Raw genomic sequence first — 26261 nt, forward strand, 5'->3', positions numbered from 1 at the left:
ACGCCCCCTTCCGCTGATGGTCGGGGGCGTGACGGTGCTGGAAAACGGAGTGGGGTGGAAAGCAGTGCTGCACAGCGTCGAGAGAGGGTGATGCGCGGCGGGGCCAGCGTCGCGCGCCGATTCTGACCCGATCCCCCGGCGCACAGTGCCGGAAGAAACTCGGGAGAAGTCAGGGCCGGGGGTGGGGCTCTGAGGGGCGAGGCCAGTCACGCCCGGCACAACCTGGAATCGATTGGTGTTAACCTCTTTCGAGGTAGGGCAAGTGTAGCGAACGAAGCTGACGGAGCGCTGAATCCTGCGTGTGGGATTCTCACCCGGCGTTTTACTTGCGGTAGACCTTCGGGGTGCCGTTCACGGTGCGGATGGTGCCGCCCTCGAAGTCGGCGGCCCAGGCGCCCTGGAGCTGGTACTGGTCGCGGGTGGGGAAGCCCAGGAAGGAGCCCGAGCCACCCAGGCCCTGGTAGGTCTTCAAGACCGCGCCCTGCAGCCAGAAGGTGCCGTACTTCTCGGTGCCGTACAGCGCGCCGTTCTGGAAGAAGCCGTACAGGCCGCTGGTGCCCTGGCTGTTCTGCGGGATGACCTTCTCGTCGCCGGCCGCCCAACCCAGGCGCGAGGGGGGCCGCACCCCACCGTTCTCGGCCCCTGCCAGCGCCAGGTAGCGCTCCAGCAGCATTCCGTGAACCGCGTACGAGCGGCTGCTGCCGTTGGCGTGCAGCAGTACGGCGTCGCCGTAAGCCCCCACGCCGTTAAATTTCTGCCACAGGCCGTCGGCCCAGGGCAGGGCGTAGGTGGTGGCATTGCCCAGGCTCTCGCTGCCCTTCAGGCGGGCGTAGGCGTCCACCATAGCCTGGTCGGCGCTGCCGTCCTTCTTCTCGCCGGGCTTGATCTGGGCCACAGGGGTGGGCGCGGGCTGCTGTGGGGCGGGCGTGGCCACCGGAGCTGGAGCGGGTTGCGCGGGAGCAGGCTGAACCGGAGCGGATTGGGGCGCTGGCTGGGCTGGCTGGCCGGGCGTGGTGGTCACGGTGCCGGTCGCCGTGCCCTGGGGCTGGGTGCCCACGCGGAACAGCGCGACGTCCGTCGTCCAGCCGTCGGCGGGCAGGGGGTTGACCACGATGCTCAGGGCTTTGGCCAGATTCTCCTGGCCCTTCAGGCGCACCTGCGCGAAGCCCTGATTGCTGGCCTGCTCACCGGCGAAGCGCGCGATGTCGTCCAGCTTGAGTTCCTTGCTGCTGGCCAGCGCGAGCAGTTTGTCCTGCCCGTTCGGCCCCGCCACCGTAAACGAGTACTTGGCGCCCTCCGGCGGGAACACGCGGGTCACGCCGGCCTGCACGAAGTTGCTCTCCTCGTAGTTGTTCGGGAAGAACAGGTCGATGGTGCCGTTCGCGTTCACGTTGAACAGGTAGACGTAGGCGTCGGCGTTGGTCTTGACCGCCACGCTGAGCTTCTCGCCCTTGCGGTAGGCGGGGTTGGCCTTGCCGCTGGCGTCCTTGTTCACCCAGACGTCCACGTTCAGTTTCGTCTCGACCGGGTTCACGATGATGCTCTGGGCCGTGATCTTGGCGGGACTGGCGGAGGCGGTGGCGGCGAGGCCCAGCAGGGCGCTCAGGGCGAGCATTCGGCGGGTCGGGATGCGGGTTCCGGTGGTCATAGGTGGTTCCTCCTTGGGTGAGGTCAACCTACGCAGCCCATCTGACTGATCCCTGAATTTCATCGTCCCAGAAGGCTGAACCAAGCTTTGCTCAAGGTCAATGTGTCCAGATGCCGGTGGCGTGAGCCAGGGCTGACCTGGGCCTGAAGGGTGTCCATGCTCCGGGGGGTGGGCACCGCCCGTGCCCAGACGCTCACTCCATCAGCCACTCAGCCGCGAGGCCAGCCACAGCAACAGCGGCGCAACGGCCAGGGCGGGCAGCAGGCTGCCGACCCGGACACGGCGGTCGTCGAACCCCAGCCCCGCTAGCATCAGGTTCCAGCTGATCCCGATGATGACCAGACCGCCCGCCCCGGTGATCAGCAGCACGTAGGGGTTGGTCTTCAGGACGGCCGGATCGGCGCCGCCCAGCAGGCTCGCCGCGAAGGCCCCCGCCGCCAGGCTGATCCCCCCCTGCACGACCAGGACGGTCAGCGCGCTGAAGCCCACTCCCAGGCCGTACACGCCGGCCAGCGCCAGCCCGGCGATTCCGTCCAGCACGCTCTTGAGCACGTAGGTAGAGCTGTCGCCGGTCAGGCCGTTCTGCAGGCCGCCGATCACGGTCATCGGCCCCACACAGAAGAGCAGGCTGGCGGCCACGAAGCCCTCGGTGAAGCGGCCCCCGCCCCGGAAGCGCGTCCTCAGCCGTTCGCCCAGCGATTCCAGCCGGTCTTCGATGCCCAGCGCCTCGCCGACCACCGCGCCCAGCGCGAGGCTGATCAGGGTCAGGATCACGCCGGGCACCACGCCGCCGCTCACGCGGTTGACGCTGCCGGCCATGTCCAGCCCGATGAACAGCACCGCCAGACTGAGGGTCTGCAGCAGCGTGCGCTGGGTGCGTTCGGGCAGCCGGCCGCCCAGGGTCAGGCCCAGCAGCGTGCCCAGCAGGACGGTGGCGACGTTCACGAAGGTGCCGGACAGCTGGGAGAGCAGACTCATCGCCCGTGACTGTAGAGCACCCGTGTCTGGAGAGCCCACGGAACCGGAGGACACTCTGCGGGAAGGGGGCAGCAGAAGGCCCCGTCCAGGGCAGGACGGGGCCGGTATGGTGAGCTTCAGTCCACGCGGAAGCGCGGCTCGATGACCTGCTCGCGCCCAGCCAGATCGAGCCCGTCCAGGCCCTGGGCCGCCGCCCCCGGCACGCGGTAGGCGTCGGCGGCGGCGTAGTTGACCGCGTAGCCCATGTCCTGCAGGGAACCCACGCTGATGCGGGAAAGCGGGTTGGGCACGCCGCCGTTCAGGAAGCCGGTCATCAGTTCGGTCTGGAAGGTGGTCTCGCGCCAGTGGGCGCCCCGGGTGCCGCTGCCCCCCTGGTTCTCGACCGGCACGCTGCTCAGAGTGCCGCCCGCTGCGCGGTATTCGCGCACGCCGTTGGCGCCGGAATAGGTGGGGTTGTTGGTGTTCACCCGGTTCACCAGCCGGAAGCGCGACCACAGCGACCCGATGCCCAGCGAGTGCCCCAGCTCGTGCACGGCGATATCGGTCAGCTGGGAGCTGAACTGCGCGAGGTCGGAGGAATCGAAGATCAGGGTGCTGTACAGCGTCAGGCCGCTGGCACTCCGCACGCTGCAGGGCCCGCTCTGGGCGAGGATGCCGCCGGGGCCGTCGATGTTCTTGCTCCCGGTGAACACCAGCAGGTCGTCGACCGTGCCGCTGAAGGCCGGGTTGCTGCCGCAGGTGTTGGCGGCGATGTTCACGGTGGCGTCCGGCAGGCCCTGCGTGACCACACCCTGCCAGCGGCTGGCGGCGGCGTTCATGGCGTTCACGACGCTGCTGGCGCTGCCCGGCGCGAAGTTCAGGCTGATGGTGTAGCTCTCGGTGGCCTGGGGCTGCAGGGCGCTGATCTTTGCGTAGGGGTCGACGGCCAGGTCGGACACCTCGGGCCGGTTTCCGGAAACCACCGCGTCCGGGCTGGCCTGGACACCACCGGGCTGGGCCCCGGTCTGGGGGCTGCCGCAGGAGGCGAGCAGGGCGCTGAGGGTCAGGGTGCTGCAGGCGAGGGTCAGCAGGGGGCGGGGCAGCGTCATGGGAACCTCCGGGGGAGAGCGCACTCTGGGCGCGCGAGAGGGGGCGGATCAGCTTCCCGACGGAGTCCGGGGACATGGGGCGGGCACGGGCGCTGACGTTGTTTCGACTGAACGGACGCTACCCCCCCGGCCATGAACAGGATGTGAAGGATCATGAAAAGTGATCCGCGGGGGCATCCGGAACGCCGTGTGGGAGAGCGCCGGGCCGGAACTCATGAAGAGGCTACGGACGCTGGATGGTGGCCTCCACCCCCTCCCCCCACAGGGGTGACGTGCGGCTGACACCGGGTATGGTACGCTCCGCGCAAGTTGGAACGAGTGACCGCCCGTCCAGATATCGCGCCGCCCTCCGTGGGTGTGCCGGGTGGCGGCGCACGGACGACCGCGCACAACCGATCTGAAATCCTGCTGGGGCTGCCGTGTGGCGGCCCCGCGCCCGTTCTGGGTGCACCCTCTGGGGGTCTGACATGACGTTGACCGAGCAGTTCCACCACCTGCCCAAGCTCCTGAAGGTCACCGAGGTCGCTGACTTCACCGGCACGCACGAGCGCACGGTGCGCCGCTGGATCAGAGATGGCCGCCTGAGCGCCGTGGAACATCCAAACGGCCTGCGGATTCCCCGCCGCTCGCTGTGGCGCTTCCTGGGACTGGAACTCGCCCTCAGCGCCTGACCAGGCCGCACCGGGCATGGGGCATGATGGGGAAGATGGTCGTTTCCTCCTTCCTCGGGGACTGCTCCCCTGACGCCGCCGACCCCCGCCTTCGGCGGTACCTGTGTCGCTCCCGTTGCCCGTGACGGATCACCGCCGCCTGGAAGAGGCTCTGGAACTGGGCGATGAGGCCGCCCTCGAGGTCTACGCCGACCTGCCCCCGGATCGGCGGGCGGGGGCAGCCGGCCTGGCTCTGCAGCACGGTCGGCCCCGGCTGGCGGCCGACTGGGCTGAGCACGAGCCGCTGACCCGCGCGGCCGCCCTGCTGAGGTTGGGTCGTGCGGCGCAGGCTCTGGAAGGGCTGCACACTGAGCCCGACACGGCGCGGCCCGCCCTGCTGCAGGCGCGGGCGCAGTGGCAACTGAAACAGGGGCAACTGGAACAGAGGCACCTCACCACGACGAACTCTCTGGACGCTGCCTCTCTGGACGCTGCCCAGCACGCCCGCACCCTGGCCCGCCGCGAGGGCGACGCGGCCGCGCTCGTGGCCGCCGCGACCCTGATTGGCGAGCAGCTTCTGAGCCAGCCCTACGCGGCCCTGCGCGCCCTGGCCGAGGGGCTCAAGGTGACCGAGATGGCCGCTCAGCCCTCCGACGCGCACCTGCTGGCCGTGCTGGCCCACGCCCAGCTGCGCCTCGGCGGCCCCAAGGGCCAGCGCACGGCGGCCAAGGCGCTGGAGCGCAGTCTGCCGCGCAGCCCGGCACGCGTCATGGCGCTGCTGGCCCTGCACCGACTGGAGGAGGCAGGGGCGGAGGCGAGCGCAGGCCAGCTGGCCGAGGTCTGGCTGAGGCCGTTCAGGACGGCGACCAGTACAGCTGCGGAGCCCTGAGCGCGGCTACCCGGCCCGCACGTCCAGCCGCGCCAGACCCCGGATCACGAAGCCGCCGGTATACACCGGATCGGCGTCGGGGTCGGCCAGGCGCAGGCCCGGCAGGGCGCGGCACAGGGCGCGCAGGCTCAGGGCCAGTTCCAGGCGGGCCAGCGGCGCGCCCAGGCAGTAGTGGATGCCCAGGCCGAAGCTCAGGTGCGGGTTGGGGTCGCGGGTCAGGATCAGCTCGTCGGGTCGCTCGAAGCGCGCCGGGTCGCGGTTGCCGCTGGCGTAGAGCAGGGCCACCTTCTCGCCGGGACGCAGGTCGGTGCCGTGCAGGTTCAGCCCCTCCAGCACGATGCGCTCGAACATCGGCAGGGGGGTATCGAAGCGCAGCAGCTCCTCGGCCGCCGAGCGGAAGACGCCCAGGCTGTCCTCCTGTGCGGCCGCGCCCACCAGGGTGTCCCAGTGCCCGCGCCCTCGCAGCAGGGCCAGCACGCCCGCCGCCAGCCCGTTCACGCTGGCCTCGTGCCCGGCGTTCAGCAGCAGGATGCAGGTGTCGATCAGTTCCTGCTCGCTCAGGCGGTCGCCGCCCTGCTCGGCCTGCACCAGCGCCGTGATCAGGTCGTCCTGCGGGGTGTGGCGGCGCTGGGCGGCCAGAGAGCGCAGCAGGGCGCTGAAGTCCTGCACGGCCTGTTCGGCGCTGTCCTGATCGGCCCCCGTGGGCGCGGGCTCGTACAGCTTGACGATGGCGGCCGACCAGGGCCGCAGGAGCCCGCGTTCCTCCTCGGGCATGCCCAGGAGTTCGGCGATCACGGTCACCGGCAGGGGCTCGGCGTAGTCGGCCAGCAGGTCGAAGGTGCCCCGGTTCCCCAGGCCACGCAACTGGGCCGCCAGGATCGCCTCGATGCGCCCCTGCAGGGCCTCGACCCGCCGCGGGGTGAAGGCCAGCTGCACCAGCGATCTCAGGCGGGTGTGCTTGGGCGGCTCGCTGTCGAGCAGGTGGTTGGCGTTGAAGGCGTCGAAGGTCGCCTGCCGGGGGTCGGGCGGGGGCCAGCCCAGCTCGTCGCGCGAGTAGCGGTGCAGGGCGCTGCGCCCGAAGCGGCGGTCGCGCAGCAGGGCGCTGATGTCGGCATGGCGGGTCAGCACCAGGCGCTTCATGCCCGGATCGTAGAAGGCCGGCGTGCGCTCCCGCAGTTCGGCCAGCAGCGGGTAGGGGTCGCGGATGAAGGCGGGGTCGGCCAGCGGGAGGGCGAAGGTAGGAAGGGGCGTCATGTCAGGACGAGGTGGAGGTGATCTGCGCCTGGGCCTCGGCGTCATGGGGAGCGTGATGGGGGGCTTCAGGGGGCGTGACCGTTGCGGAGGAACCGGACGGGGTGGGTGCCCCCGCCGCCTCTATGCTTCCCATCTGGAGGGGGGGCAGCAGCTCGTGCTGGGGCAGGCGTGGAGCGGCCAGCGCCAGGTCGTCCGGCAGGCTGTGCCGCGCCGACATCTCCGAGAACGAGGTCATCAGGGCGCGGTAGGTGCTCAGGAACTGGGCATATTCCAGCCGGGACGCGGCGAGCCGACCGCTCAGCTCCACGTGGCGCTCGTTGAACTCGCGCTCCAGTTCCATCAGCCGCTGGGCCTGCACCCGGTCGCGTTCCAGGGTCAGGTCGTGCAGCTGGCGTTCCAGCTCGGCGAAGCGCGTGCGGAAGCTGGCCTCCAGCGCCGACATGCGCGCCTGGTGGCGGGCCTCGAGTTCGCTGCGGCGGCTCTCGGCGTCGCGCATCACGCCCTCGTGTTCGGTGGTGGCCTGCGAGATCAGCAGCTGGCTCTCGCGCACGGCGTTCTCGCGCACCTCGTGGCCGATGCGCTCGGCGGCGATCACGGCGCGGCGGATCTCGTCCTCGTGCTGCTTGCGCTCGTCGAGCTGCTTTTCCAGCGCCAGCAGGTACTCCTGCTGCTCCTGCTGCCGCTGCAGCAGGACCTCCACCTCCTCGGCCAGGTCGCTCAGGTAGGCGCGCACGCTGGCGCGCTGGTAGCTGCCCAGGCGCTGGGGAAACTCCTGATGCCGGATGTCGAGCGGGGTGAATTTCACGAGAACAGACTCCTTCCCACCCGGATCAGGGTGGCGCCGGCCCGCACCGCCAGGGGGTAGTCGCCGCTCATGCCCATGCTCAGTTCGCTCAGGCCGAGGTCGTGGGCGCGGCGGGCCGTCTCCATGAACACCTGCAAAATACGCCGGCTGGAGTCGTCTTCACCCAACCGGGGGGGATCGGCGCTCGGGGGAGCCGCGCTGGGGGGGTCGGTGCTGTCCGGCCCGGTGCTGTCCGGCCCGGGGGTGGGCTGTCCCGAAGTCCCCCGATCCGGAATCCCCTGGGCCGCCGCTTCGGGGGCCATGACCATCAGGCCGCGCACCGTCAGGCCGGTCGCCTGAACCTCCCGCAGGGTCTGCGCCAGATCGGCCGCCGGGATGCCGTGCTTCTGGGGCTCGCCATTGTGCAGCTGCAGCAGCACCTCCGGGGCGTGCCCCCAGCGCTCGGCCGCCTGGGCGATGGCCTCGGCCTGCCAGGTGGCCTCGATGGTGTGGATCAGGCGCACCGGGGCCAGGTACTTGATCTTGTTCCGCTGGATGGGCCCGATGAAGTGCCAGTCCAGATCGGGGCGCAGCGCCGCCTTGTCGCGCAGCTCCTGGCCCCGGTTCTCGCCCAGGGGGAAGGCGCCGTAGTCCAGCACCTTCGCCTGGATCTCGGGCAGACCGTGGCCCTTGGTGATCGCCACCAGCCCCACGCTGCCCTGGGGCCGCCCGGCCTCGCGCTCGGCTGAGCGCAGCCCCGCCAGGACGTCCGGCAGGCTCACGCGTTCACGCGGCGCCGCCCGCCGGGCGCAGACGGCGCAGGCCCGGTCAGGCTGACGGTGGGCGGGTCGGAAAACAGGCTGTGGCGGAAGACGGGCACGCCCGGTATTGTCCTCCACGCCACCAGCGGACTCAAGGGGCCGGCACCGGGAGTGGGGTCAGCAGACAACGGGGCCAGGGGAGATGGGGGAGCACCGGGCTTGCAGGGAACGGAGCCTGAGGGCAGCAGGCTCTGGAGGGCCGCCGACCCGCTCGACCCCGTTCCAGACCTTCAATCCCTGGCACCCTCCGGCGGCGCCGGCCGGGCCGCCCGGACGTGGTGCTCGACCGGCCGCTGGACGAACAGAACGACGACCAGAACCCGGTCACCTGGGCTTCACCCTTCTCAGGATGAGAGAGGCAACTGTGGAGACAGCTTTCGCCGTGCCCGGCCCCACCAAACGTCACCGAGCGGGGCGAGTTCAGGGTCACGTGCGACACTAGGAGAAGCATGCGACATCCCCTCACACTCGCCGTTACCGTCCTCCTTGCCGCGCCCGCCGTTGCCCAGACTGCGGGCACGGTGCAGGATGTGGCGGTAGCCGGCACCAGCGAACTGCTGGCCAATTTTATCCGCGCGACCCTGACCGTCCAGCCCGGCGCCCCCCTCTCCAGCGTGAACCTGCGCGCGGTCGAGCAGGAGGTGATCGCCACCGGGTACTTCAAGACCGCCGTGGCGGAACTGAAGACCGTGGCCGGTAAGGACACCCTGAGCATCACGGTCACGTCCAACCCCACCATCAGCGCGGTCGAGGCCACGGGCCTGACCTTTCTGCCCGCCGAGGGCTTCAAGAAGTCGATTGGCGAGCTGCTGAACATCGCCCCCGGCGCGACCCTCAACACCCAGCGCCTCGATCAGGCCAAGGAAGCGCTGGCCTCGAACTACGAGGGCGAGGGCTACCCCTTCACGCCCAGCATCAGCGCCTCCGTGAAGACGGGTGCCGACGGCACCGCCGCCGTGAGCTTCGTGGTGGACGAGACCGCGCCCATCAAACGGGTCGAGGTTCAGGGCGTGACCCTGCTGCCCTCCAGCGTGGTCACGGGCATCTTCAAGCCGCTCTACGACGCCCGGAAGTTCACCCCGGACGTCTATTACCAGGCGGCGGCGCAGCTCCAGCAGGCCTACGACCAGGCCGGCTTCCTGCAGGCGGGCGTGGACACCCGGGGCAGCACCCTGGTGGACGGCGTCCTGAAGATCAAGGTCGTGGAGGGCAAGGTCAGCGCCGTGGATCTGAGCGACCTGGGCGATCCCAAGGTGACCCTGCAGACCCAGACCGGCCAGCCCCTGACCCTGGCGAGGCTGCAGGCCGACGTCCGCACGCTGGCCAACCAGACGGGCAAGCCGGTGGGCTTCGCGCTGCAGCCTGACCAGACCAACCCCGCGCAGGTCACGGTGCTGTTCGGCGCCGCCGACGTCGCCAGCGGCCCGGTCAAGAGCATCGCCTTCACCGGTAACACCCTGGTGCCCAGCGCCCAGCTCCAGAAGGCCGTCAAGACCAAGGTGGGCGACACCTACAGCCCCCAGCTGGCGCAGGACGACTTCCTGGCGCTGCGCGACGTGTACCGCAAGGCGGGCTATGAGATCAGCACCCGCGACGCCATCAAGTTCGAGAACGGCGCGCTGACCTACACCATCCGCGAGGTCAAGCTGGTCGGCTATCAGCTGCAGTGGCAGGGCAAGCACCGCACGGTCGACCGCGTGATCCTGCGCGAACTGCCCGAGCCCGGCGGCGCCTTCAACCTCAACGCCCTGCGAACCTCGCTGGGCGCGATCGCCCGCCTGGGCTACGTCAAGGTGCTCACCACCGAAGCGCGCAGCGCCGATCCCAAGAACCCCGAAAACGTCACCTATGTCCTGGGCATCTCGGAGACCGCCAGCGGGATTCCCGTGAACCTGGGCCTGACCTACGATTCCTTCGCGGGCGGCTGGGGCGGCGACGTGGCCTACACCAACCCCAACGCCTTCGGGCTGGGGCACAACTTCACGGTGGGCCTGGGTGCCCAGCAGAACGACGCCGGGCAGCGCTTCGTGGGGAACGTCAACTACACCATCCCCTGGCTTGACCTGAACTTCCTGGACTTCCGCAGGAACCGCACCAGCCTGAGCTTTGACGCGGGCACCCGCGTGACCGGCAACAACGGCCTCTACACCACCGCGACCAGCGGCAACCTGACCGGCACCGACGGCACGGCGGTTACGCCCAGCGCCGGCGCCGATACCGGCTGGGACTACACCACGCGCGAAACGGCCTTCAGTACCCGCATCGGCCGCAACCTGACCAAGAACCTGGTCGCCAACGTGGGCGTCGGCGTCACCTACCGCACCTACTACCTGGAGCCGCTGGTCGAGGATGACAACGTCACGAACCAGGGCGGCTCGGCCAAGGTGACGGTCAAGGCCAAGCCGGTCGGCGCACCGGCCGCCGATCCGGCCGCCGACAAGGAAGTGCTGGTGCCCGAGCCCTACGTCAAGGCCCTGGTACCGGCCGACTCGCTGACCACCCGCGTGAGCGGCAACCTCAGCTACGACTCCACCGACAACGGCGAGTTCCCCGGCCGGGGTGTGCGTGCGGGTCTGGGCGCCGGCTACAACGTCGGCTCGCAGGGCAACACGCCGCTGTCCTGGACGGACGTGCAGACCGGCGTCAGCGCCTATTACGGCTTCGGCCGCACCCTGGAGAAGGAACTCGGGGTGGAAACCAAGCAGCAGGTGTTCGCGGTGCGGGCCAACGCCGGCAGCATCCTCAGCCCCAAGACCGCGCCCAGCGGTACCGGGTACTCGGTGGGCGGGGGCAGCACCTCCACGGCGTTCCAGCTGCGTGGCCTGGACAACGGCGCGCTGTTCGGCACCAACTACCTGACCGCCAGCGCGGAGTACCGCTACGACTTCGGCCTCAAGGCGGGCATCGCACAGGGCCTGTACGGCGTGCTCTTCGCGGACGCCGGCAGCGCCTGGAGCGACGTGAACCCCTTCGCGCTGAACTACGGCGTGGGCGCGGGCGTGCAGCTGAACCTGGGCATCGGCGGGGCGCTGCTGCCCAGCCTGCGCTTCGACTACGGCTACAGCCCCCAGAACGGCAGCGGCAAGTTCTCCTTCCGTCTCGGCAACTTCTGGTAACCGGGCGAGGGTAAAGGCAGGGGAGAGGCGGGCTGAGGGCTCGCCTCTCCCTTCTGCCGTGGCCCCCTTCTTTCCAGGGTGCAGTCTTGCCAGGGCTCCGTTCCGAGGTTCGGATGGAGGATCGCCGGAGTCCGCGCCTTGCCGGTGCGTGCCTGATCGGCCCCGCAGCCGCTACCATGCCCGGATGATTCCCCACTTCCTCTTCCTCCCCGCCGGAGGTGACCTGTGGAGGGCCTGATGCTGGCGCGCGTGCTGCGTGAGCTGCAGCCGGCCCTGCCCCTGCGGACTCTCGGCTGGGTCTTCCCGGACGAGACCACCGCCGCGCTGCTGCTGGACGGGCCGGGGCTGGACGGCCGGCGCAACATGGTGCTGTCGTACCGGCCCCCCCAGCCGGTGCTGTTCCTGTCGGGCGAGCGGCTGCGGGGAGAGCCGCGCAGCCCCTTCCAGCGCCTGCTGGCGGCCCGTGCGCGCGGCGACCTGTTGGGAGTCGAACAGCTCAAGCTCGACCGGGTGGTGGTACTGCACCTGGGCGGCGAGAGCGGCTTCGTGGATCAGGCGCCCACCCGGGTGCTGTTCGAGGTCACCGGCCGCAATGCCAACGTGCTGCTGCTGGAAGAGGGCCAGGGCTTCGCCGGGAAGATCGTGATGGCCGCCCGCGAGGTCGGTGCCGGCCGCAACCGCTTCCGCACCATCCGCTCGGGGGGGCTGTATTCGCCGCCGCCGCCCTACGACAAGCTCGACCCGCGCACCCTCACGCCCCAGCAGGCGCAGGGCCTCGCGGCCGTGCCGGTGGGCCGCTGGCGCGAGCAGCTCGACGGGCTGGGGCCACTGCTCAGTGCGGAACTGGTGCGCCGCTCGGGGCTGGAGGCGGGCGAGGCGCCGGGCGAGCGCTGGCCGCAGGTGCTCGCGGCCCTGCAGACGCTGGTGGGCGACCCCACCGTCTCCGAGGGCACCATGCACGGTGGAGCGCGCGAGGCTGCCCGCTTTGAAAAGGCGGCGGCTCTGCGCAAGGCCCTGCGCGAGCCGCTGGAAAAGCGCGTGAGCCTGATCCGCAACCAGCTCGCCGACGTGACCCGCGCGGCGGCGGGCCTGGAGGTCGCCGCCGCCGACCGCGAGGAGGCCGACCTGCTGATGGCCTACCAGCACGAGGTCGCGCCGGGAGCGCCCAGCGCCGAACTGACCGCCTTCGACGGCAGCGGCCCCCGGGTGATCGCCCTGGAGCCCAACCTGAGCGCGGTGCAGAACGCCGAGAAGCGCTACACCCGGGCCCGCCGCCGCGAGGAGGTCTACGAACGCCTAGCCGAGCGTGAGCCCATGCTGATCTCCGAGCTGCAGGAGGCCGAGGAACGCGTCCGGCACCTGGACACCGCCAGTCTGGAACAGCTCGATACCCTGGCCGAGACCCTGCAGGCCGAGCGGCCGGAAAAGAGCCAGTACGGGATGCGCTTCGTCACGCCCGGCGGCCACGAGGTGCTGGTGGGGCGCAACAACAAGGAGAACGCCACCCTGACCCACCGGCTGGGGCGCAGCCTGGACTACTGGTTCCACGCCCAGGGCTATCCCGGCAGCCACGTGCTGGTGCGCTCCGGGGGGCGCGAGCTGGCCCAGCCGGACATCCTGTACGCCGCCCAGCTCGCCGCCGCCCACAGCAAGGCGCGCGGCGGCGGCAGCGTGCCGGTGGACTACACCCGGATCAAGTACGTGTGGCGGCCCCGTGGCGCGCCTGCCGGGCAGGTGCATTACACCGACCAGAAGACGGTGTTCGTGGACGCGGCCGCTCCCCAGGGCTGAAGATTCAGCTCCGACGCCCTGGGCTGACTTGTCCTTTCCTCGTGCCCGCCGCCCGTCCCCCGAATGCCCCCAACGGTGTCGCTCACAGTCTTTAGACAGACTTCATGTGGTGCTACACTCCGGGGGTGTCCCGGCCACAAGTCTGGTCTTATTTGCTGCTCCTGCTCAGTCTGGGGGGGATCGGATACGCCGCCGTCACCGATCAGCAGGTGTTGCTGGCCGGCTCGGCCCTGATGCTGGGCATGGTCACGTGGCCGCTGGGCGGGCTGGCGCGCTGGCTGTCGCCGGTCGTGTACGCCGCCGCCTTCGTCGCCTCGCTGACGCTGCCGGGCAACCGGCCGGATCTGCTGGAGCTGCTGGGGGCGCTGCTGCTGATCGGCGGCCTGGGCTACATCACCCTGCGCGAACAGGGCTCGACGCATGAGCTGGCGTGGCAACGCAACACCATCGCCGCGCTGCGGGCCGGCAGCGAGCGGCTCGCCGAGGCCCGCGACGCCGACGCCATCATCCGCGCCGGCATCGGCATTCTGGACAAGCTGCAGGTCGCGCCGAACATGGCCTTCGTGGCCTACCGGCAGGGCACGCCGCACATCCTGGCGGCGCGCGGGGTCTTCGAGGCCTTCCTCGACCGGCCCATCCACCCCAGCGATTCCGACAGCCGCTCAGTCCAGGCCGACCACTGGGTGGCCGAGGAGGTGCTGGCCCTGCTGAAAAAGCCCCAGCGGCGCAGTTACCACGTGGCGCCGGTGTACGGCCGCGCGTCCACGCACCTGGGCGTGCTGATCCTGACCCGCGACACCGAGACCCCGTTCGACGAGGACGAAACCTCGGTGATCGCCTCCTTCGCGCGCCTGCTGGGGGCCCAGCTGGGGCAGTGGAACGCCATCCGCGAGCTGCGCGACGCCAACGACCTGACCCTGCGCTCGCTGGGTGCCGCGCTGGAACGCCGCGACGACGACACCGGCGGCCACACCAACCGGGTGGTCAGTGGCAGTGCCCGCCTGGCCCGCCGGCTGAGCTGGGCCGACGATCAGGTCAAGGCCCTGCGCTGGGGCGCCTACCTGCACGACCTGGGCAAACTCGCCATTCCCGACTCCGTGCTGCACAAACGCGGCCCCCTCGACCCCGAGGAGCGCCGCATCATCCAGACCCACACCACCGTCGGCTACGACATGCTGCAGGATCTGCACTTCCTGCCGGCCGAGACGCTCGATCTGGTGCGCTACCACCACGAGCGCTGGGACGGCACCGGCTACCCCGCGGGCCTGCGCGGCCCGAACATCCCGGACACGGCGCGGCTGTTCAGCATCGTCGACGTCTACGACGCCCTGACCAACGCCCGACCCTACAAGCCGGCCTGGACGCGTGAACGCGCCCTCAACGAGATCCGGATGCAGGCCGGTCGGCAGTTCGATCCCCAGTATGTCGAGGCCTTTCTCCGCATGATGGCCGAGCAGGACGACGCCCACCTGGTGCTCTGATGGAGCGCTCGTCCCGGCGTTCATGGCGGAGCAGCCGGCCTTAAAGCAGGCTGGACGCTCCCAGGTCGCTGCGGGTCGGCGCGTAGGCGCCCGCGTGCGCGCAGGCCGCCGCCGCCGCCTGGAGGCCCACCTGCAGGTGTTCCTTCCAGAGGGCGCCGGGCCGCTCGGTGGCGCTGACCAGCAGGCCCGCACACAGGGCGTCGCCGGCCCCCACGGTGTCCACGACCTGGACGGGCGCCGCGGGCAGGGTGACCTGACCGGCCGCGTGGTACAGGGTCGCGCCCTGGGCACCCCGGGTCAGCACGATGGGCACCTGGGAATTCATGCCGCGCAGCCGGCGCAGCACGTCGTCCTCGGACACGCCGGGGAAAAAGAACTCCAGATCCTCGTCGCTGAATTTCAGCAGGTCGGCCTGCCGCACGACCCGCTCGAACACCGCCGGGTAGTCCGGATGCCGGTGCGTGATGCGGGCGTTGGGATCGAAGCTGATCTTCACGCCCGCCGTACGCGCCGCCGCGATCACCCCCAGCAGCGTGTCGGCCAGCGGCCAGCGGCTCAGGCTGATGCCGCCCACGTGCAGCCAGCGCGCGGCGCCGAGCCAGCCCGCAGGCAGCCGGGAAGGGTCGAACTGCAGGTCCGCGCTGTTCTCGCCCAGGAAGCGGTAGGCCGGGGGCTGGGCCGAGTACACCACCGCCACCAGGGTGGGCTGGGGAACGCGCTGGAGGAAGCGGCTGTCCAGTCCGGCGCGCGCACTCTCCCGGGCCAGGTCGTCACCGAAATTGTCCTCACCGATGGCCCCGGCGAAGGCGCTGGGCACCCCCAGGCTGGCGCAGGCCCGCGCGACGTTCCAGGCCGCGCCGCCCGGATGCGCGTGCCAGGTGTTTCCCCCGGCGGTCACGAGGTCCGTCAGGGCCTCACCGGCACTCACGATCAGGGGCAGGTCGACCGGTGAAGGGGGCGGGGACGATGATCCGGGCTGGGACGGCAGTGACATAACTGGCCTGATCCTACTCTGCGCCTGCCGGAGAACCGATCATGGCCTGATCATGGCTGCTGCCCCAGGATGTGCACAGGCGTGCATCCGGCCACACTTCCGGGGGGGAGAAACCGGCCGGGTCACGCCCACCAGGCCAGAGTGGCGGCTCAGGGGAAGATCCCGAACCTGGGCCGCCTCATCGCACCGGGGTGCGGTGTCGAGGAGGCGGGATGCAGGCTGTTGCGCTGCCGCCGCTGCCGGCTCCGCATCTGGCGCGCTGATTCCAGGGCGCCCAGAAATCAGACCTGCAACTGGTACAGGGTCACGGCGAAGTCCAGCATCTCGCGCGATCCCACCGCCTCAAACCCCAGGCGTTCGTACAGGGCGCGCAGTTTGGGGCGATCCGTCGCAGTGTCCAGCCCCAGCGTGGGCCGGCCACGCCGCGCCGCTTCTCCGGCGGCCCAGTCCAGCGGCGCCGCGGCCAGCCCACGTCATCGTCGGGCCAGATGCGAGGATCACGGTCGAGCAGGCAGCAGCAGGCCGCGGCCCGGTCGACCTGTCAGGCCACCACCCAGCTGTGGGATGGCCCCCCTGCAGGCGGCGGCCTCCGGATCGTCGACCGTCACGCGGAGATCAATCGTCATCTCGGCGCGCTCGCCCCGGCGCAAGAGACTCCATCCCCGTGGCGTTACAGGCTGAGCTGCACGATCAGCCGTTCCAGGGTCACGGAGGGGTCGAGGCCGCGCTTCATGGCCAGATCGGCGTCCAGAATGCGCCCCAGGTGAGCGCGGATCTTGCCCTCGTTCAGGCGGCGGGCCACCTCCAGCGCCTTCTTGGCCGGGAACGGTTTGACGCCCAGCCGCTGCGCCGCCGCCGTCTCGGTCACGCGGCCCTCCTCCTGCAGCAGGGCCACGCACCGCGCCACCAGGCTGTACTGCCAGACCACCGCGCCCAGGAGCCGGAAGGGGTCTTCGCCCGAGAGCATCAGCCGGCGCAGCTGCGTCACGGCCTCGCCCGGCCGCCCGGCGGTGGCGGCGCCCAGCATGGCGAAGCTGTCGCCCGGCGGCTCGCGGCCCACCACCCGGCTCACCTGCTCGCGGGTGTGCGGGCCGTACAGCAGTTCCAGCTTGGTCAGCTCACTGGCGATGCCCGCGAGATCCAGGCCGAACACCTCGGCCAGGTAGCCCGCCGCGTCCTTGTCGAGCGGCAGGCGCATGGCCCTGGCCCGCGCGATCACCCAGCCGATCACGTCGCCGGGCCGCGCGGGGCTGGCCGTGGGAATCACCTCGCCCCGCGCCTCGTAGAGCTTCAGGCGGGTCGCGTTCGGGGCCTCGTCCAGTACGGCCACGGTCACCGGCGCGCCGGCCAGCAGATCGAGCAGCGCCTTGTCGGCCTTGGCGCCGGCCAGATCCACGATCACCCCGCCGTCGCCGAAGAGGCCCGGCGAGAGGTGGGGCCGCAGCCCCTCCGCGCTCACCTCCTCGGCGGCCAGCCGGGGCAGCTCGGGGGCCGACAGCCCGCGCTGGCTCAGGGTGCGCCGCAGAGTCTCCTCGGCCAGGAAGGGATGGCCCGTGAAGGCGATCAGGGGCATGGGGAGACGTCTGGAAAGCGGTCGGCCACCCGCCCCAGGCCCAGCTGCTGGCGGGCCTGACAGAGCTGGAAGCGCAGCTCGTTGGCGCTCGCCGGGCGCAGCGCCGGATCTCGGGCCAGGGTGCTGGTCAGGATCGCGTGGAGGGCGACGGGGCCGGGCAGGGGGGCCAGGGTCTGGTTCAGCCCGGCCAGCCAGCCCAGGGCGTCTTCAAAGGGGGGATGGCCGGCCAGACAGTCGAACAGCAGCACCCCCACCGAATACAGGTCGCTGCGGGCGTCGCCGCGCACGCCCCGGAACTGCTCGGGGGCCATGAAATGCGGGGTGCCCATGCGGGTGCCGCTGTGGATGTCGAGCGGCAGCTGGCGCGAATGGCTCATGCCGAAGTCCACCACCCGCACGTTCCAGAAACCCGGCTCTCCATCGGCCAGCAGCACGTTCTCGGGCTTCAGGTCGTGGTGGGTGACTCCCTGGGCGTGCAGGTAGCTCACGGCGTTCAGCACCCCCAGCGCGACCTCGGTGGCCTGAGCGGGGCTCAGGGCGCCCGTCATCAGGCACTCGCGCAGGGTGCCGCCCTCGACGAAGGGAAAGATCAGCTGGGTCTCCGACGCAGCGATGGGGGAGACGATCTGCGGATGGGACAGCGAGGCGGCGACCCGGCCCTCGTGCTGAAAGCGTGCCAGGGCGTCCGGGTCGTCGATGCCCAGCGTTTTGACGAAGACCGGGCGCCCCTGCCAGAGCGCGGCCTCGCAGCGCACCCCGGACTGCTCGCTGATGGCCTGCCGGGCTGCCAGAGTCGGGTTGTCTTTTAATTCCTGCACGGTTTCACTGCGGCGATTCTTTCATGAATATTCACGCCCGTTCGTGAGCGGAGGGCGACCATTCGTTGTGATGGCAGGGGGATCCAGCTCGAAGCGGTCAGCCGGGGCGCGGGTCTGCTGGACACCATGACAGGGCAGTGGGCCGGGCGAGCGAAGCAGCTCAGCCAGCCCCACGATCCCTCCCCGTCTCAGTTCAGGCGGACACTGTTCGTCAGGGTACGCACCACGGCCTCGTTGCGCGAATAGTCCTTCATGTTGCCGGCGATGGTGAGCACCAGCATCCGGCCCCCCAGGCTGGTCACGAGCAGTTCGCGGCGCAGGTCGTCGCCCTGGCTCTGGCTGGGGGGAGTGGTGAACACGAACTGGGCCCAGGGGGCGCCGCCCAGCTGCAGCAGGCTGGCCTTCAACGTCTTGACGTTGGGCACCTGGGAGCGGATCACCGCCGGGAACTGCGCCACCAGCTTCTCGATCTCGTTCACGGCCAGTTTGCTGCCGCGCCACTCGAAGGCCACGCTGACCTTGCGGTCTTCGGTCATGAACACCGCGTCGGGCCGGCCTGCCGCAGAGGGGAAGGCGGTACGGATACCGGCCGAGCTGAGCGTCAGCAATTTAGCGTTGGGCTCCACAGAAAGGGGAAGAGCCCCCAGCTTCACGGGCGCACCGAGGGCCGTGCCCAGGAGGGCAGTGGCCAGCAGCGTCGGGATCAGGGGGGTACGGATCATGTCGCTGTCAACCCTAACGGCCTATTCCTACCTGCTCATGAGTCAGGCATGAGGATCGTGCGCCCGGCGTCACCTGGGGGTCAGTCGGCGGGAAGATGGGGCGGAGGTGAACACACGTCTGGCGGAATGCTGGACGAGGGTTCCGGTCGCCCCTGCCTGTGCACCGCGCCACGTGGTGTCCCGTGCCTCGTGCCCTGTGCCCGTCTGTCCCGGTCTGTTCAGGGGCCGTCCAGGTCGCTGCGGCTCAGGTCGTGGCCGCCGGGCGCGGAGTCGGTCAGGGGGCCGACGAAGAGGGTGGGATGTCTGGAGCTGGCGTCGGGTTCGGGATCGTCGAAACTGGCGGCCGCCGCCAGCCAGCGGCCGTGGCGGGCCAGCACGATGCACAGGTCGGGCAGACGCAGCACCAGCAGATCCTGGAGGTACTGCGCGGCGTGACCGGGAATGACGGCCGCCAGCCGGCCCTGGAAGTCGTGGCGCAGGGTCACCGCGCGGGCCCCCACCAGCAGCGTCAGGGGTTCGTCCGGCACGAGCAGGCTCACGAACACGCCGTTCATGGGCAGCTCGACGTGGGTGGCCGAGACCGGGCTGGGCAGGGTCTCCGGCTGGAACTGCGCGCGGTGCAGCGCCCCGCTCAGGCGCGTGGCCCGCTCGTCGTCGACCGCGATGGCCCGGCCCGCCTCCAGCACCTTCAGGGCCGTGGCGTCGGGGGAAAGCGCCGCCAGACGCGAGAGCAGCGCGCCCACCCCCTTGCGCGCGAAATTCAGCAGGGCGTCTTGCGAGGCCACCTTGTAGCGGTCGGCGCTGCGGGCGCCGAGGGTGCGGGCCTCGACCCGGCCGTCTCGCAGGAGCTGGGCGGTCGCACGGGCCAGCCGCAGGTAGGCGTAGTCCCCGGAGGGATCGAGCAGCACCGAGACGGCCCGGCCCAGGGCGGCGCGGCGGCCCAGCTCCTCCTGCGGGGAAATCTCCGCGCGCAGCAGCAGGTACGCGCCGCTGAGGAAGGCCTTGAACTTGCCGTGCGGGCCGTCGATCAGCACGTGGCGGGCCGCCGCGGCGTCTTTCGGGCGCAGCAGAAGCACCTGTGAGCCCGCCTGCAGCTGCCAGTTGGGCGAGATGTACTGCCAGCGCCAGTCCAGCCCCCGCCACTGCACGGCCTGTCCGCCTTGCAGGAACAGCATCAGCTCATCGGCCGAGTCGTCCGGGGCGGCCTGGGCCAGGTCGGGCTGCGCGGCGTACAGGATGCTGTGGGCCGGCACGGTGCCCTGGCTGGGGCGCGGGGCGCTGCTCAGCAGGGGCTCCAGCTTCTGTGCCAGGGCCTTCACCGCTTCGCGGATGGCGGGCCGGTCGCGCGGGTCACGGGGCAGCGGGTACTGCTCCTGCAGGGCGCGGATCAGCGACTCCCGCTCCTCGGCCGTGCGGCGTTCGCGCTCCACGGCGGCGATGCGGGAGGCCAGCACGTCCTCGTCGGCGTGGCGGGGAAAGGGCGTCTCGTGCAGTTCCGAGAGGGCTGCCCGCAGGCGCCCCTCGCCGCCCTGGGCCAGCAGCAGGTTGGCCAGGGTCTGGGTCAGCTCCTGCACCACCGAGCGGTCGAGCAGGTTGACCAGCGGGTCGCTGGCGGCCGGCACGGTCAGCCGCTCCTGGCTGGGGTGCAGCAGGCGTTCGGCGTTCTCGACGGCGGTGTACAGCACCCGCATGGTCAGCAGGTTCAGTTCCTGCGTCCACTGCGAGGTCAGCGCCTGCACGCCCTCGAGCACCCGGTCGTGCCACGACAGCCGCTGGAGTTCGTCCCAGGCCAGCGCCTCCTCGGGATTGACCGTGATGGGCGCCTGCCAGCTCGCGGGCGCCGGAAAGCTGGGGGCCGGCGGCCGGGCCGGGTGGGGCGCCTGACCGGTCTTCGTGAAGGCCCGGAACAGCCGGTCGGCCACCGCCAGGCGGCGTTGCAGCGGCGGCTCCAGCGGCGCGGCCAGCAGCTCGCTGCGGAGGTCGGCGAGCGACCGCTTGCCCCCACGGGGCTGGCGGCCCTCCAGCACGTCGGCGACCTTGTATTCGAACAGTTCCACCAGTTCCGTCCAGGGCATCATGGTCTGAGTCCGCCGGTAGACGGGCACAGCCTGGGCAGCTGTGCCGGGGCGGAGAGGGCAACGCGGCGCATTGCCGCCCAGTATGCGCCAGGGTCTCGCACAGAATCCTCTCTGAAGGTGGGGGGCCAGATCGGAACAGCGCCGGCTCGGGCGCAGGGGCCACGAACCTACCGGGGCGCCGTTCGCATCGCATCTGGCACGTCGTCCCGGCCCTCGCCCGGCCCTCTTGCGAGTGGTTCCTGGCTGGCCCGGGGCGCGGAGACTGCCCTGCCGGACGACTGGAGGGCGCCTCGCAGGCCGGGTCGGGAGGAGCAGCGGCAGGGGGCGGCGGCGCGGAACCAGGGGCCCGCTGCCCCGCCGGATCGCCCGCGGCGCGCCCCCACTGTAAGTTTGCCGCAAGGGCACTCAGGTATAACTGGGGACAATGAGTTCGCCTCCCCGCACCCCTCACCGCCCGGCGGGAGGTCGAGAATGACCCCGCTCCTGCTGACGGCCCTGTTCGTGGTGGGCCTGCTGATCTCGGTGCGGGCGCCGGAGCGGGTGCTGAGCATCGTCGCGGCGGTGGCCACGCTGATCCTGGTGCTGACGCTGTGCGCGCTGGCGCTGGGGGTGCCCCACCAGGGAGGCCCGGATCACGTCACGCTGGCCGGGCTGACCCGGGTGCAGGGCCTGCTGGCGGTCGGGGCGGTGATCCTGGCTACGGCGCCCTTCGCGCTGGGCCGCGCCACGCAGGGCGCCGTGAAGCGCCGGGGCCGCGCGCGGCCCGCACCCAGGCCCGTGCGGATGCAGCGCACGGCCACCCCGGTGCCGCCGACCCGCCGTTCCACGATTTCTCAGACGGCGACCGAACTGCGCTTTCAGGATTACGAGGTGCTCGACCGGATCGGGGTCGGCGGCATGGGCTCGGTGTTCCGCGCCCGCCGGCGCCAGGACGGCCGGATCGTGGCCCTCAAGGTGCCGCAGGAGAAGTACCTGGCCGACGCCAAGTTCGTCAAGCGCTTCTACCGCGAGGCCGAGGTGCTCAAGCGCTTCAACCACGCCAACATCGTGCGGGTCTACGACTACCGGATGCAGACCCCCGAGCACTACATCGCCATGGAATTCCTCGACGGCGACTCGCTGGAGGGCCTGCTGGAGAGCCGTGCCATGACCTTCAGCGAGAGCGTGCAGGTGATCCGCGCGCTGGCCGACGCCCTGCGGCACATCCACATGCAGAACGTGGTTCACCGCGACATCAAGCCCGCCAACGTGATGGTGCTGAAAAACGCCTTCGTGGACGGGCAGCTGCGCGAGGGCGGCGTGAAGCTGATGGACTTCGGCATCGCCGTGGGCAAAGTGCTGACCCGCCTGACCATGACCGGCGCGCGGGTCGGCACGCCCATCTACATGGCCCCCGAGCAGGCCAAGGGCAACCGCGTGGACGCCCGCAGCGACATGTACTCGCTGGGATTGCTGGCCTACGAGATGGTCACCGGCCAGACCGCCTTCCGCGGCTCCTACGAGGCCGTGGTACACCAGCAGGTCTTCGAATCGCCCAAGCCCCCCAAGCAGGTCAAGCTGGAGGTGCCGGGCAAGCTCAACGACCTGATCCTGCACATGATCGAGAAAGACCCCGCCCAGCGCCCCACCCTGGACGACGTGATCGCCCGCATCGACGCCGGCGTGATGAGCGACGAGGTGTTCAACGATCCGGTCGCCCTGGCCCTGAGCGTGGGCGAGAAGCGCGGCACCCTGCGCCTGCTCGACCTGCGCGGCAAGCTGCGGATCAGCCTGCGCGACCAGGGCGGCGCGACCTCGGGACTGCCCAGCGCCCCCAACGCCGTGGCCGGCGACCAGGACGGAAACCTGTACATCACCATGCAGGAGTACCGCCAGGGCAAGGCCGGTGCGCTGGTGCGCAAGCTCAATCCGGACGGCCGTGAGCTGCTCAGCTTCGGGGCCTACGGACTCTCGGAAGGCGAGCTGCTGCAGCCGGTCGATATCGCGGTCGCGCAGGGCCACGTCTACGTGCTGGACGCCGAGGCCCACCACGTCGTGGTGTACGACATGCAGGGCCGCTTCGTGCGGAAGTTCGGCGGGCAGGGACAGGGCCTGGGCCGCTTCGAGAAACCGCGCTCCATCGTGGCCTCGCCCGACGGGCATATCTATGTGCTCGACACCGGCAACAACGAGGTGCAGCGCTTTACCACGCAGGGCGAGTATGTCAGCCGCTACGCCTTCCGGCTCGACCGCACCTCCGAGAACCTGCGCCAGCTCGACGGCCTGGGCGTGGACAGCTTCGGCGCGGTGTACATCGTGGACGGCGTGGCCCGCAAGCTCCGCAAGATCGAGGCCGACGGCACCCCCGGCGTGACCTTCGCGCTGGAGACCCTGGTGGGCGAACCCACCGACGCGCCCTGGCTGATCGAGGTCGGCCCCGAGGGCCAGATCTTCGCCGTGCGCCAGGGCGGCCAGGTGCTGCGAACCTTCAGCAACGTGGGCGACCTGATCACCCAGACCGACATGTACGCCCCGGTGCTGGCCATGTCGATCCTGCAGCGCTCGCAGATCGCCCACAGCGCCCTCGCCTGAGCCGCCATGCCGCTGCCCGAGCTGACCCTCTACACCCGCCCCGGCTGCCACCTGTGCGTTCAGGCCGAGGAGCACCTGCGGGGACTGGAGTTCCGCTACCGGGCGGTGAACGTGGACGGCGACCCGGCGCTGCGCGAGCGCTTCGGGGACGACGTGCCGGTACTGGCCCACGGCGAGCGGGTGCTGGCCAAAGGCGTGCTGGGCCGGGGGCGCCTGAGCGGGCTGAAGCTGCTGCTGCTGCGCGAGCAGCCGGCGTCCTGACGACCTGCGCCCAGCCGCCCATCAGATACGTCCTGGCCGGGATTCGGGCTGGGCGCTATGGTGAGGCCATGACGATCCACCCCAGCCCCCACTTCCGGCAGGCCCAGTTCTGGCAGGCCCAGCCGTGAGCTGGCTCGAACGCCTGCGCGACGGCCTGAGCAAGACCCGCAAGCAGATCAACGACACCGCCGGCTTCCTCGGCAGCGACGTGCGCGATGTCCTGACCAACCGCCTGGACACCATCGAGGATCTGGAATACGCCCTGATCGCCGCCGACGTGGGCAGGGCCGCCACCGAGGAGATCCTGGCCGACGTGCGCCGCGCCGAGGGTAAGAACCTTCAGGACGCGCTGATGGACGCCCTGACCCTGCAGCTGGAGCCCGACGCGAGGCGCGCCGAATTCCGCAAGCTGGGCTTCGCCCCGGACGCCCGCCGCAAGACGGTCGATCCGCAGGGCCACGTCGTCATGGTGATCGGCGTGAACGGGGTGGGGAAGACCACGACCATCGCCAAGCTGGGCCAGTACTACATGACGCGCGGCAAGAGCGTGATGTTCGCGGCCGGCGACACCTTCCGTGCGGCGGCCGGGGCGCAGCTGGGCGAGTGGGGCGAGCGACTGGGCGTGCCGGTGATCCAGGGCCTGGAGGGAGGCGACCCCGCCGCCGTGGCCTTCGACGCCGCCAGCGCCCGCACCTCGCGCGGGACGGATCTGCTGTTCGTGGACACCGCCGGGAGGCTGCACACCAAGCACAACCTGATGGAAGAGCTGAAAAAGGTGCGCCGCGTGATCGAGAAGGCCGATCCGGGCGAGCCCGCCGAGGTCTGGCTGGTGCTGGACGCCGTGACCGGCCAGAACGGACTTCAGCAGGCCAAGAAGTTCCACGAGTCCACCCCGCTGACCGGCGTGGTCGTCACCAAGCTGGACGGCACCTCCAAGGGCGGCATCCTGGTGCCGATCGTGCGCGAGCTGGGAGTGCCCATCAAGTTCATCGGTGTGGGCGAGCAGCCCGGCGACCTGCAGCCCTTCGACAGTCAGGAGTTCGTGCGGGCGCTGTTCGATGTGAATATTCCGAAGAGCTGAAGGGGAGGGGCTATGAGCTCTGAGCTATGGGCTTTGAACCTTCAGAGCTCATAGCTCACAGCCTACGGAATCACCAGCTCGCCGCGCCAGCCGGGCTCCAGCCCCAGCAGCAGCTCCAGCGGCGTGTCGCCGTGCTTGAGCAGGAAGGTCAGGAAGTTCATCTCGCGCTCCTGGGGCACGCCGCCCGGGAGCAGGTGGGCCCTGAGGCGGCCCAGCTGTCCGCTGCGGTCGTCCTCCTGGCGGGCCAGGGCGCGGGTCGCCAGGGTCTGCAGGTGGCTCAGGCGGGCGAGGCTGCGCGTGCGGGTGCGCTCGGCCGCGCCGACCAGCGTGGGATCGAGGGCCGCCAGCTCGCTGCTCAGGGTCTCGAACTGTCTGCTCAGGCTGTCCAGCACGCCGTCGGCCAGCGCTCCGGCCTGCCGCTCGCGGGCCAGGGCGCGGCCCAGCACGCCCTCCGGGTCGGCCTGCAGCTGCGCCGCGCTGGCGCCCAGGCGGCGAAGGAGCCGCGCCACGTTGGGCTCCAGCCAGGTCACGCTTAGGCGGGGCCACAGCAGCGGCTGTTCCAGGCCATGCAGCGGATAGACCTCGCGCAGCTGCGCGCCGTAGGCGATCTCGCCGGGCCCCACCACGAAGGCCAGCGTGGGCAGCAGCGTGTCCTGGATGATCGGCCTCAGTCCGGCCGCCGGCGTGATCCGGCTGGGGTCGCCCTCCAGCACGCTCCGGAGGTCGGCCGCGCTGTAGATCCTTGTCTCGGTCTGGAAGCGGCCCCCCTCCACCCTGAGCAGGCGCCGTCCCCCATCGTCTTCCTCGAGAAAGAGGTTGGTCGCGCCGGCCGGGCGGCGCAGCTGGGGCGTGAAGCCGGCCCCCTCCAGCCGCCGCGCCGCGTCCTCGATGCGTGCCGAGGAGGCCAGCGGGTCATCCAGTTCCCGCGCCAGGGCGGGCGCCATCAGGCGCGCCAGGGCGGGGTGCAGGGGGTCGAGCACGAGCAGCCCGGCGGGCGAGAGCAGGCTGTGGATCAGGCGGGCGAACACGTCGGCGTAGCTGCCGCCGGCCCGCACCGCCTGCTCGATCCGGGCCCGGACTCTCTGGACGTGCTCTGGGGGGGCCTCGAACCTGTCGAGCAGCGCCATCGCCTGCGCCGTCCACTCGCCCTGCCACGAGACGCGCCCGATGGGCCGGCCCTGGGGCAGGTCGAAGCTCAGGTGGTGCAGGGTCTCGGCATGGTCGAGCAGGGTGGTCGAGGCGACCTCGGCGGCGTCGTGATCCTGGCTGGCGACCCAGTAGACCGCCACCACCGGGGCGTCTTCCGTGTCCAGCCGGCGGGCCAGCAGGGCGGCGTCGGCACCCTTGTGGACGGAATAGGCCGGGCCACTCAGGGCGCCCGCCTGTTGCCCGGTCACAACCACGCGCGAGGCGGGATGCGCCAGACGGGTCAGGAGGAACTCCACGGAGGCGTCCAGCGTGCCCAGATCCGCGTGGTAGGCCCGCAGGGCCTCGGCCAGCGCTGTGTGGTCCAGCTCCGGTCGGGGAGAGCGCGTCCGGGCCCCGTCCAGTTCCCCATGCGGCAGGCGGAAGAATTCGCCGAGCCCCCCTGCCTGAAATTCCGCTGCCACACTCCGCGCCATGTCGTTCCCTTCCCTTCCCGCTTCCGGGCAGAGCGCCCGGA

20 protein-coding genes are annotated in these 26261 nt (G+C 70.8%); 8 read left to right on the forward strand and 12 right to left on the reverse strand.

What is annotated here, in order from left to right; genetic code table 11:
* Positions 1 to 322: 322 nt before the first annotated feature.
* From CVO96_RS14080 to CVO96_RS14090, 3 genes are all read right to left on the reverse strand, one after another.
* On the reverse strand, positions 323 to 1648 hold the full coding sequence (locus CVO96_RS14080) for a DUF4384 domain-containing protein (RefSeq protein WP_103312771.1): 1326 nt from the start codon (positions 1646 to 1648) through the stop codon (positions 323 to 325).
* A gap of 201 nt (positions 1649 to 1849) precedes the next feature.
* On the reverse strand, positions 1850 to 2626 hold the full coding sequence (locus CVO96_RS14085; protein WP_103312772.1) for a DUF554 domain-containing protein: 777 nt from the start codon (positions 2624 to 2626) through the stop codon (positions 1850 to 1852).
* A 116-nt stretch (positions 2627 to 2742) separates the two neighbouring features.
* Positions 2743 to 3714 (reverse strand): leishmanolysin-related zinc metalloendopeptidase, encoded by a 972-nt coding sequence (locus CVO96_RS14090; RefSeq protein ID WP_103312773.1) that lies wholly within the window; start codon positions 3712 to 3714, stop codon positions 2743 to 2745.
* A gap of 467 nt (positions 3715 to 4181) precedes the next feature.
* Between CVO96_RS14090 and CVO96_RS14095 the strand changes: the two genes are divergently transcribed.
* Together CVO96_RS14095 and CVO96_RS14100 are read left to right on the forward strand one after the other, a co-directional pair.
* Positions 4182 to 4385: a helix-turn-helix domain-containing protein gene (locus CVO96_RS14095; protein ID WP_103312774.1), complete on the forward strand. Its 204-nt coding sequence runs from the start codon at positions 4182 to 4184 to the stop codon at positions 4383 to 4385.
* A gap of 103 nt (positions 4386 to 4488) precedes the next feature.
* A complete protein-coding gene (locus CVO96_RS14100) occupies positions 4489 to 5253 on the forward strand; it encodes a hypothetical protein (protein ID WP_103312775.1) in 765 nt (254 codons plus the stop codon).
* Between the two features lie 6 nt (positions 5254 to 5259).
* Here the strand turns inward: CVO96_RS14100 and CVO96_RS14105 are convergent, their stop codons facing one another.
* The 3 genes from CVO96_RS14105 to CVO96_RS14115 are packed head-to-tail and all read right to left on the reverse strand — an operon-like array spanning position 5260 to position 8073.
* Positions 5260 to 6507 (reverse strand): cytochrome P450, encoded by a 1248-nt coding sequence (locus CVO96_RS14105; protein WP_103312776.1) that lies wholly within the window; start codon positions 6505 to 6507, stop codon positions 5260 to 5262.
* Position 6508: 1 nt separating this feature from the next.
* A complete protein-coding gene (locus tag CVO96_RS14110; protein ID WP_103312777.1) occupies positions 6509 to 7312 on the reverse strand; it encodes a DivIVA domain-containing protein in 804 nt (267 codons plus the stop codon).
* Positions 7309 to 8073: an alanine racemase gene (locus tag CVO96_RS14115; RefSeq protein ID WP_103312778.1), complete on the reverse strand. Its 765-nt coding sequence runs from the start codon at positions 8071 to 8073 to the stop codon at positions 7309 to 7311. Before CVO96_RS14115 ends, CVO96_RS14110 begins: the two co-directional genes overlap by 4 nt.
* 488 nt (positions 8074 to 8561) lie before the next feature.
* Between CVO96_RS14115 and CVO96_RS14120 the strand changes: the two genes are divergently transcribed.
* The 3 genes from CVO96_RS14120 (at position 8562) to CVO96_RS14130 (ending at position 14500) form a co-directional block, all read left to right on the forward strand.
* Positions 8562 to 11228, forward strand: coding sequence for a BamA/OMP85 family outer membrane protein (locus CVO96_RS14120; RefSeq protein WP_103312779.1), 2667 nt, complete (start codon positions 8562 to 8564; stop codon positions 11226 to 11228).
* A 237-nt stretch (positions 11229 to 11465) separates the two neighbouring features.
* Positions 11466 to 13019 carry an Rqc2 family fibronectin-binding protein gene (locus CVO96_RS14125; protein WP_243398369.1) on the forward strand — a complete coding sequence of 518 codons (1554 nt, stop codon included), beginning with the start codon at positions 11466 to 11468 and terminating at the stop codon, positions 13017 to 13019.
* A 125-nt stretch (positions 13020 to 13144) separates the two neighbouring features.
* The gene (locus tag CVO96_RS14130) at positions 13145 to 14500 is read left to right on the forward strand and encodes an HD-GYP domain-containing protein (protein WP_243398370.1); all 1356 of its coding nucleotides are present in this window, start codon (positions 13145 to 13147) and stop codon (positions 14498 to 14500) included.
* Between the two features lie 40 nt (positions 14501 to 14540).
* Here CVO96_RS14130 and CVO96_RS14135 read toward each other — a convergent pair whose 3' ends face one another.
* From CVO96_RS14135 to CVO96_RS14155, 5 genes are all read right to left on the reverse strand, one after another.
* Entirely contained in the window at positions 14541 to 15494 is a 954-nt protein-coding gene (locus tag CVO96_RS14135) for a carbohydrate kinase family protein (RefSeq protein ID WP_103312782.1), read from the reverse strand.
* A gap of 670 nt (positions 15495 to 16164) precedes the next feature.
* Complete coding sequence (gene holA, locus CVO96_RS14140) at positions 16165 to 17067, reverse strand: DNA polymerase III subunit delta (protein ID WP_103312783.1); 903 nt, start codon at positions 17065 to 17067, stop codon at positions 16165 to 16167.
* Positions 17058 to 17885, reverse strand: coding sequence for a serine/threonine-protein kinase (locus CVO96_RS14145; RefSeq protein WP_243398371.1), 828 nt, complete (start codon positions 17883 to 17885; stop codon positions 17058 to 17060). Before CVO96_RS14145 ends, holA begins: the two co-directional genes overlap by 10 nt.
* Positions 17886 to 18073: 188 nt before the next feature.
* A complete protein-coding gene (locus CVO96_RS14150; protein WP_165795306.1) occupies positions 18074 to 18607 on the reverse strand; it encodes a hypothetical protein in 534 nt (177 codons plus the stop codon).
* A 218-nt stretch (positions 18608 to 18825) separates the two neighbouring features.
* Positions 18826 to 20685: a hypothetical protein gene (locus CVO96_RS14155; RefSeq protein WP_207795317.1), complete on the reverse strand. Its 1860-nt coding sequence runs from the start codon at positions 20683 to 20685 to the stop codon at positions 18826 to 18828.
* A 471-nt stretch (positions 20686 to 21156) separates the two neighbouring features.
* Here CVO96_RS14155 and CVO96_RS14160 point away from each other — a divergent pair, with 471 nt between their 5' ends.
* From CVO96_RS14160 to ftsY, 3 genes are all read left to right on the forward strand, one after another.
* Positions 21157 to 23256, forward strand: coding sequence for a protein kinase domain-containing protein (locus CVO96_RS14160; RefSeq protein ID WP_103312784.1), 2100 nt, complete (start codon positions 21157 to 21159; stop codon positions 23254 to 23256).
* 6 nt (positions 23257 to 23262) lie between these two features.
* On the forward strand, positions 23263 to 23517 hold the full coding sequence (locus CVO96_RS14165; RefSeq protein WP_103312785.1) for a glutaredoxin family protein: 255 nt from the start codon (positions 23263 to 23265) through the stop codon (positions 23515 to 23517).
* 124 nt (positions 23518 to 23641) lie between these two features.
* The gene (ftsY, locus tag CVO96_RS14170; protein WP_103312786.1) at positions 23642 to 24598 is read left to right on the forward strand and encodes a signal recognition particle-docking protein FtsY; all 957 of its coding nucleotides are present in this window, start codon (positions 23642 to 23644) and stop codon (positions 24596 to 24598) included.
* Positions 24599 to 24660: 62 nt separating this feature from the next.
* Here the strand turns inward: ftsY and bshC are convergent, their stop codons facing one another.
* Complete coding sequence (gene bshC / locus CVO96_RS14175; RefSeq protein WP_103312787.1) at positions 24661 to 26220, reverse strand: bacillithiol biosynthesis cysteine-adding enzyme BshC; 1560 nt, start codon at positions 26218 to 26220, stop codon at positions 24661 to 24663.
* Between the last annotated feature and the right edge of the window lie 41 nt (positions 26221 to 26261).

It is taken from the genome of Deinococcus koreensis (genome assembly GCF_002901445.1).
Taxonomy (GTDB): Bacteria; Deinococcota; Deinococci; order Deinococcales; family Deinococcaceae; genus Deinococcus; species Deinococcus koreensis.

Excerpts from the sequence above, each read along its gene's own strand:
- CVO96_RS14080 (WP_103312771.1), bottom strand. The coding sequence starts at position 1,648 with ATGACCACCGGAACCCGCATCCCGACCCGCCGAATGCTCGCCCTGAGC.
- CVO96_RS14085 (WP_103312772.1), bottom strand. The coding sequence starts at position 2,626 with ATGAGTCTGCTCTCCCAGCTGTCCGGCACCTTCGTGAACGTCGCCACC.
- CVO96_RS14090 (WP_103312773.1), bottom strand. The coding sequence starts at position 3,714 with ATGACGCTGCCCCGCCCCCTGCTGACCCTCGCCTGCAGCACCCTGACC.
- CVO96_RS14095 (WP_103312774.1), top strand. The coding sequence starts at position 4,182 with ATGACGTTGACCGAGCAGTTCCACCACCTGCCCAAGCTCCTGAAGGTC.
- CVO96_RS14105 (WP_103312776.1), bottom strand. The coding sequence starts at position 6,507 with ATGACGCCCCTTCCTACCTTCGCCCTCCCGCTGGCCGACCCCGCCTTC.
- CVO96_RS14120 (WP_103312779.1), top strand. The coding sequence starts at position 8,562 with ATGCGACATCCCCTCACACTCGCCGTTACCGTCCTCCTTGCCGCGCCC.
- CVO96_RS14125 (WP_243398369.1), top strand. The coding sequence starts at position 11,466 with ATGCTGGCGCGCGTGCTGCGTGAGCTGCAGCCGGCCCTGCCCCTGCGG.
- CVO96_RS14135 (WP_103312782.1), bottom strand. The coding sequence starts at position 15,494 with ATGTCACTGCCGTCCCAGCCCGGATCATCGTCCCCGCCCCCTTCACCG.
- holA (WP_103312783.1), bottom strand. The coding sequence starts at position 17,067 with ATGCCCCTGATCGCCTTCACGGGCCATCCCTTCCTGGCCGAGGAGACT.
- CVO96_RS14150 (WP_165795306.1), bottom strand. The coding sequence starts at position 18,607 with ATGATCCGTACCCCCCTGATCCCGACGCTGCTGGCCACTGCCCTCCTG.
- CVO96_RS14155 (WP_207795317.1), bottom strand. The coding sequence starts at position 20,685 with ATGATGCCCTGGACGGAACTGGTGGAACTGTTCGAATACAAGGTCGCC.
- CVO96_RS14160 (WP_103312784.1), top strand. The coding sequence starts at position 21,157 with ATGACCCCGCTCCTGCTGACGGCCCTGTTCGTGGTGGGCCTGCTGATC.
- CVO96_RS14165 (WP_103312785.1), top strand. The coding sequence starts at position 23,263 with ATGCCGCTGCCCGAGCTGACCCTCTACACCCGCCCCGGCTGCCACCTG.
- bshC (WP_103312787.1), bottom strand. The coding sequence starts at position 26,220 with ATGGCGCGGAGTGTGGCAGCGGAATTTCAGGCAGGGGGGCTCGGCGAA.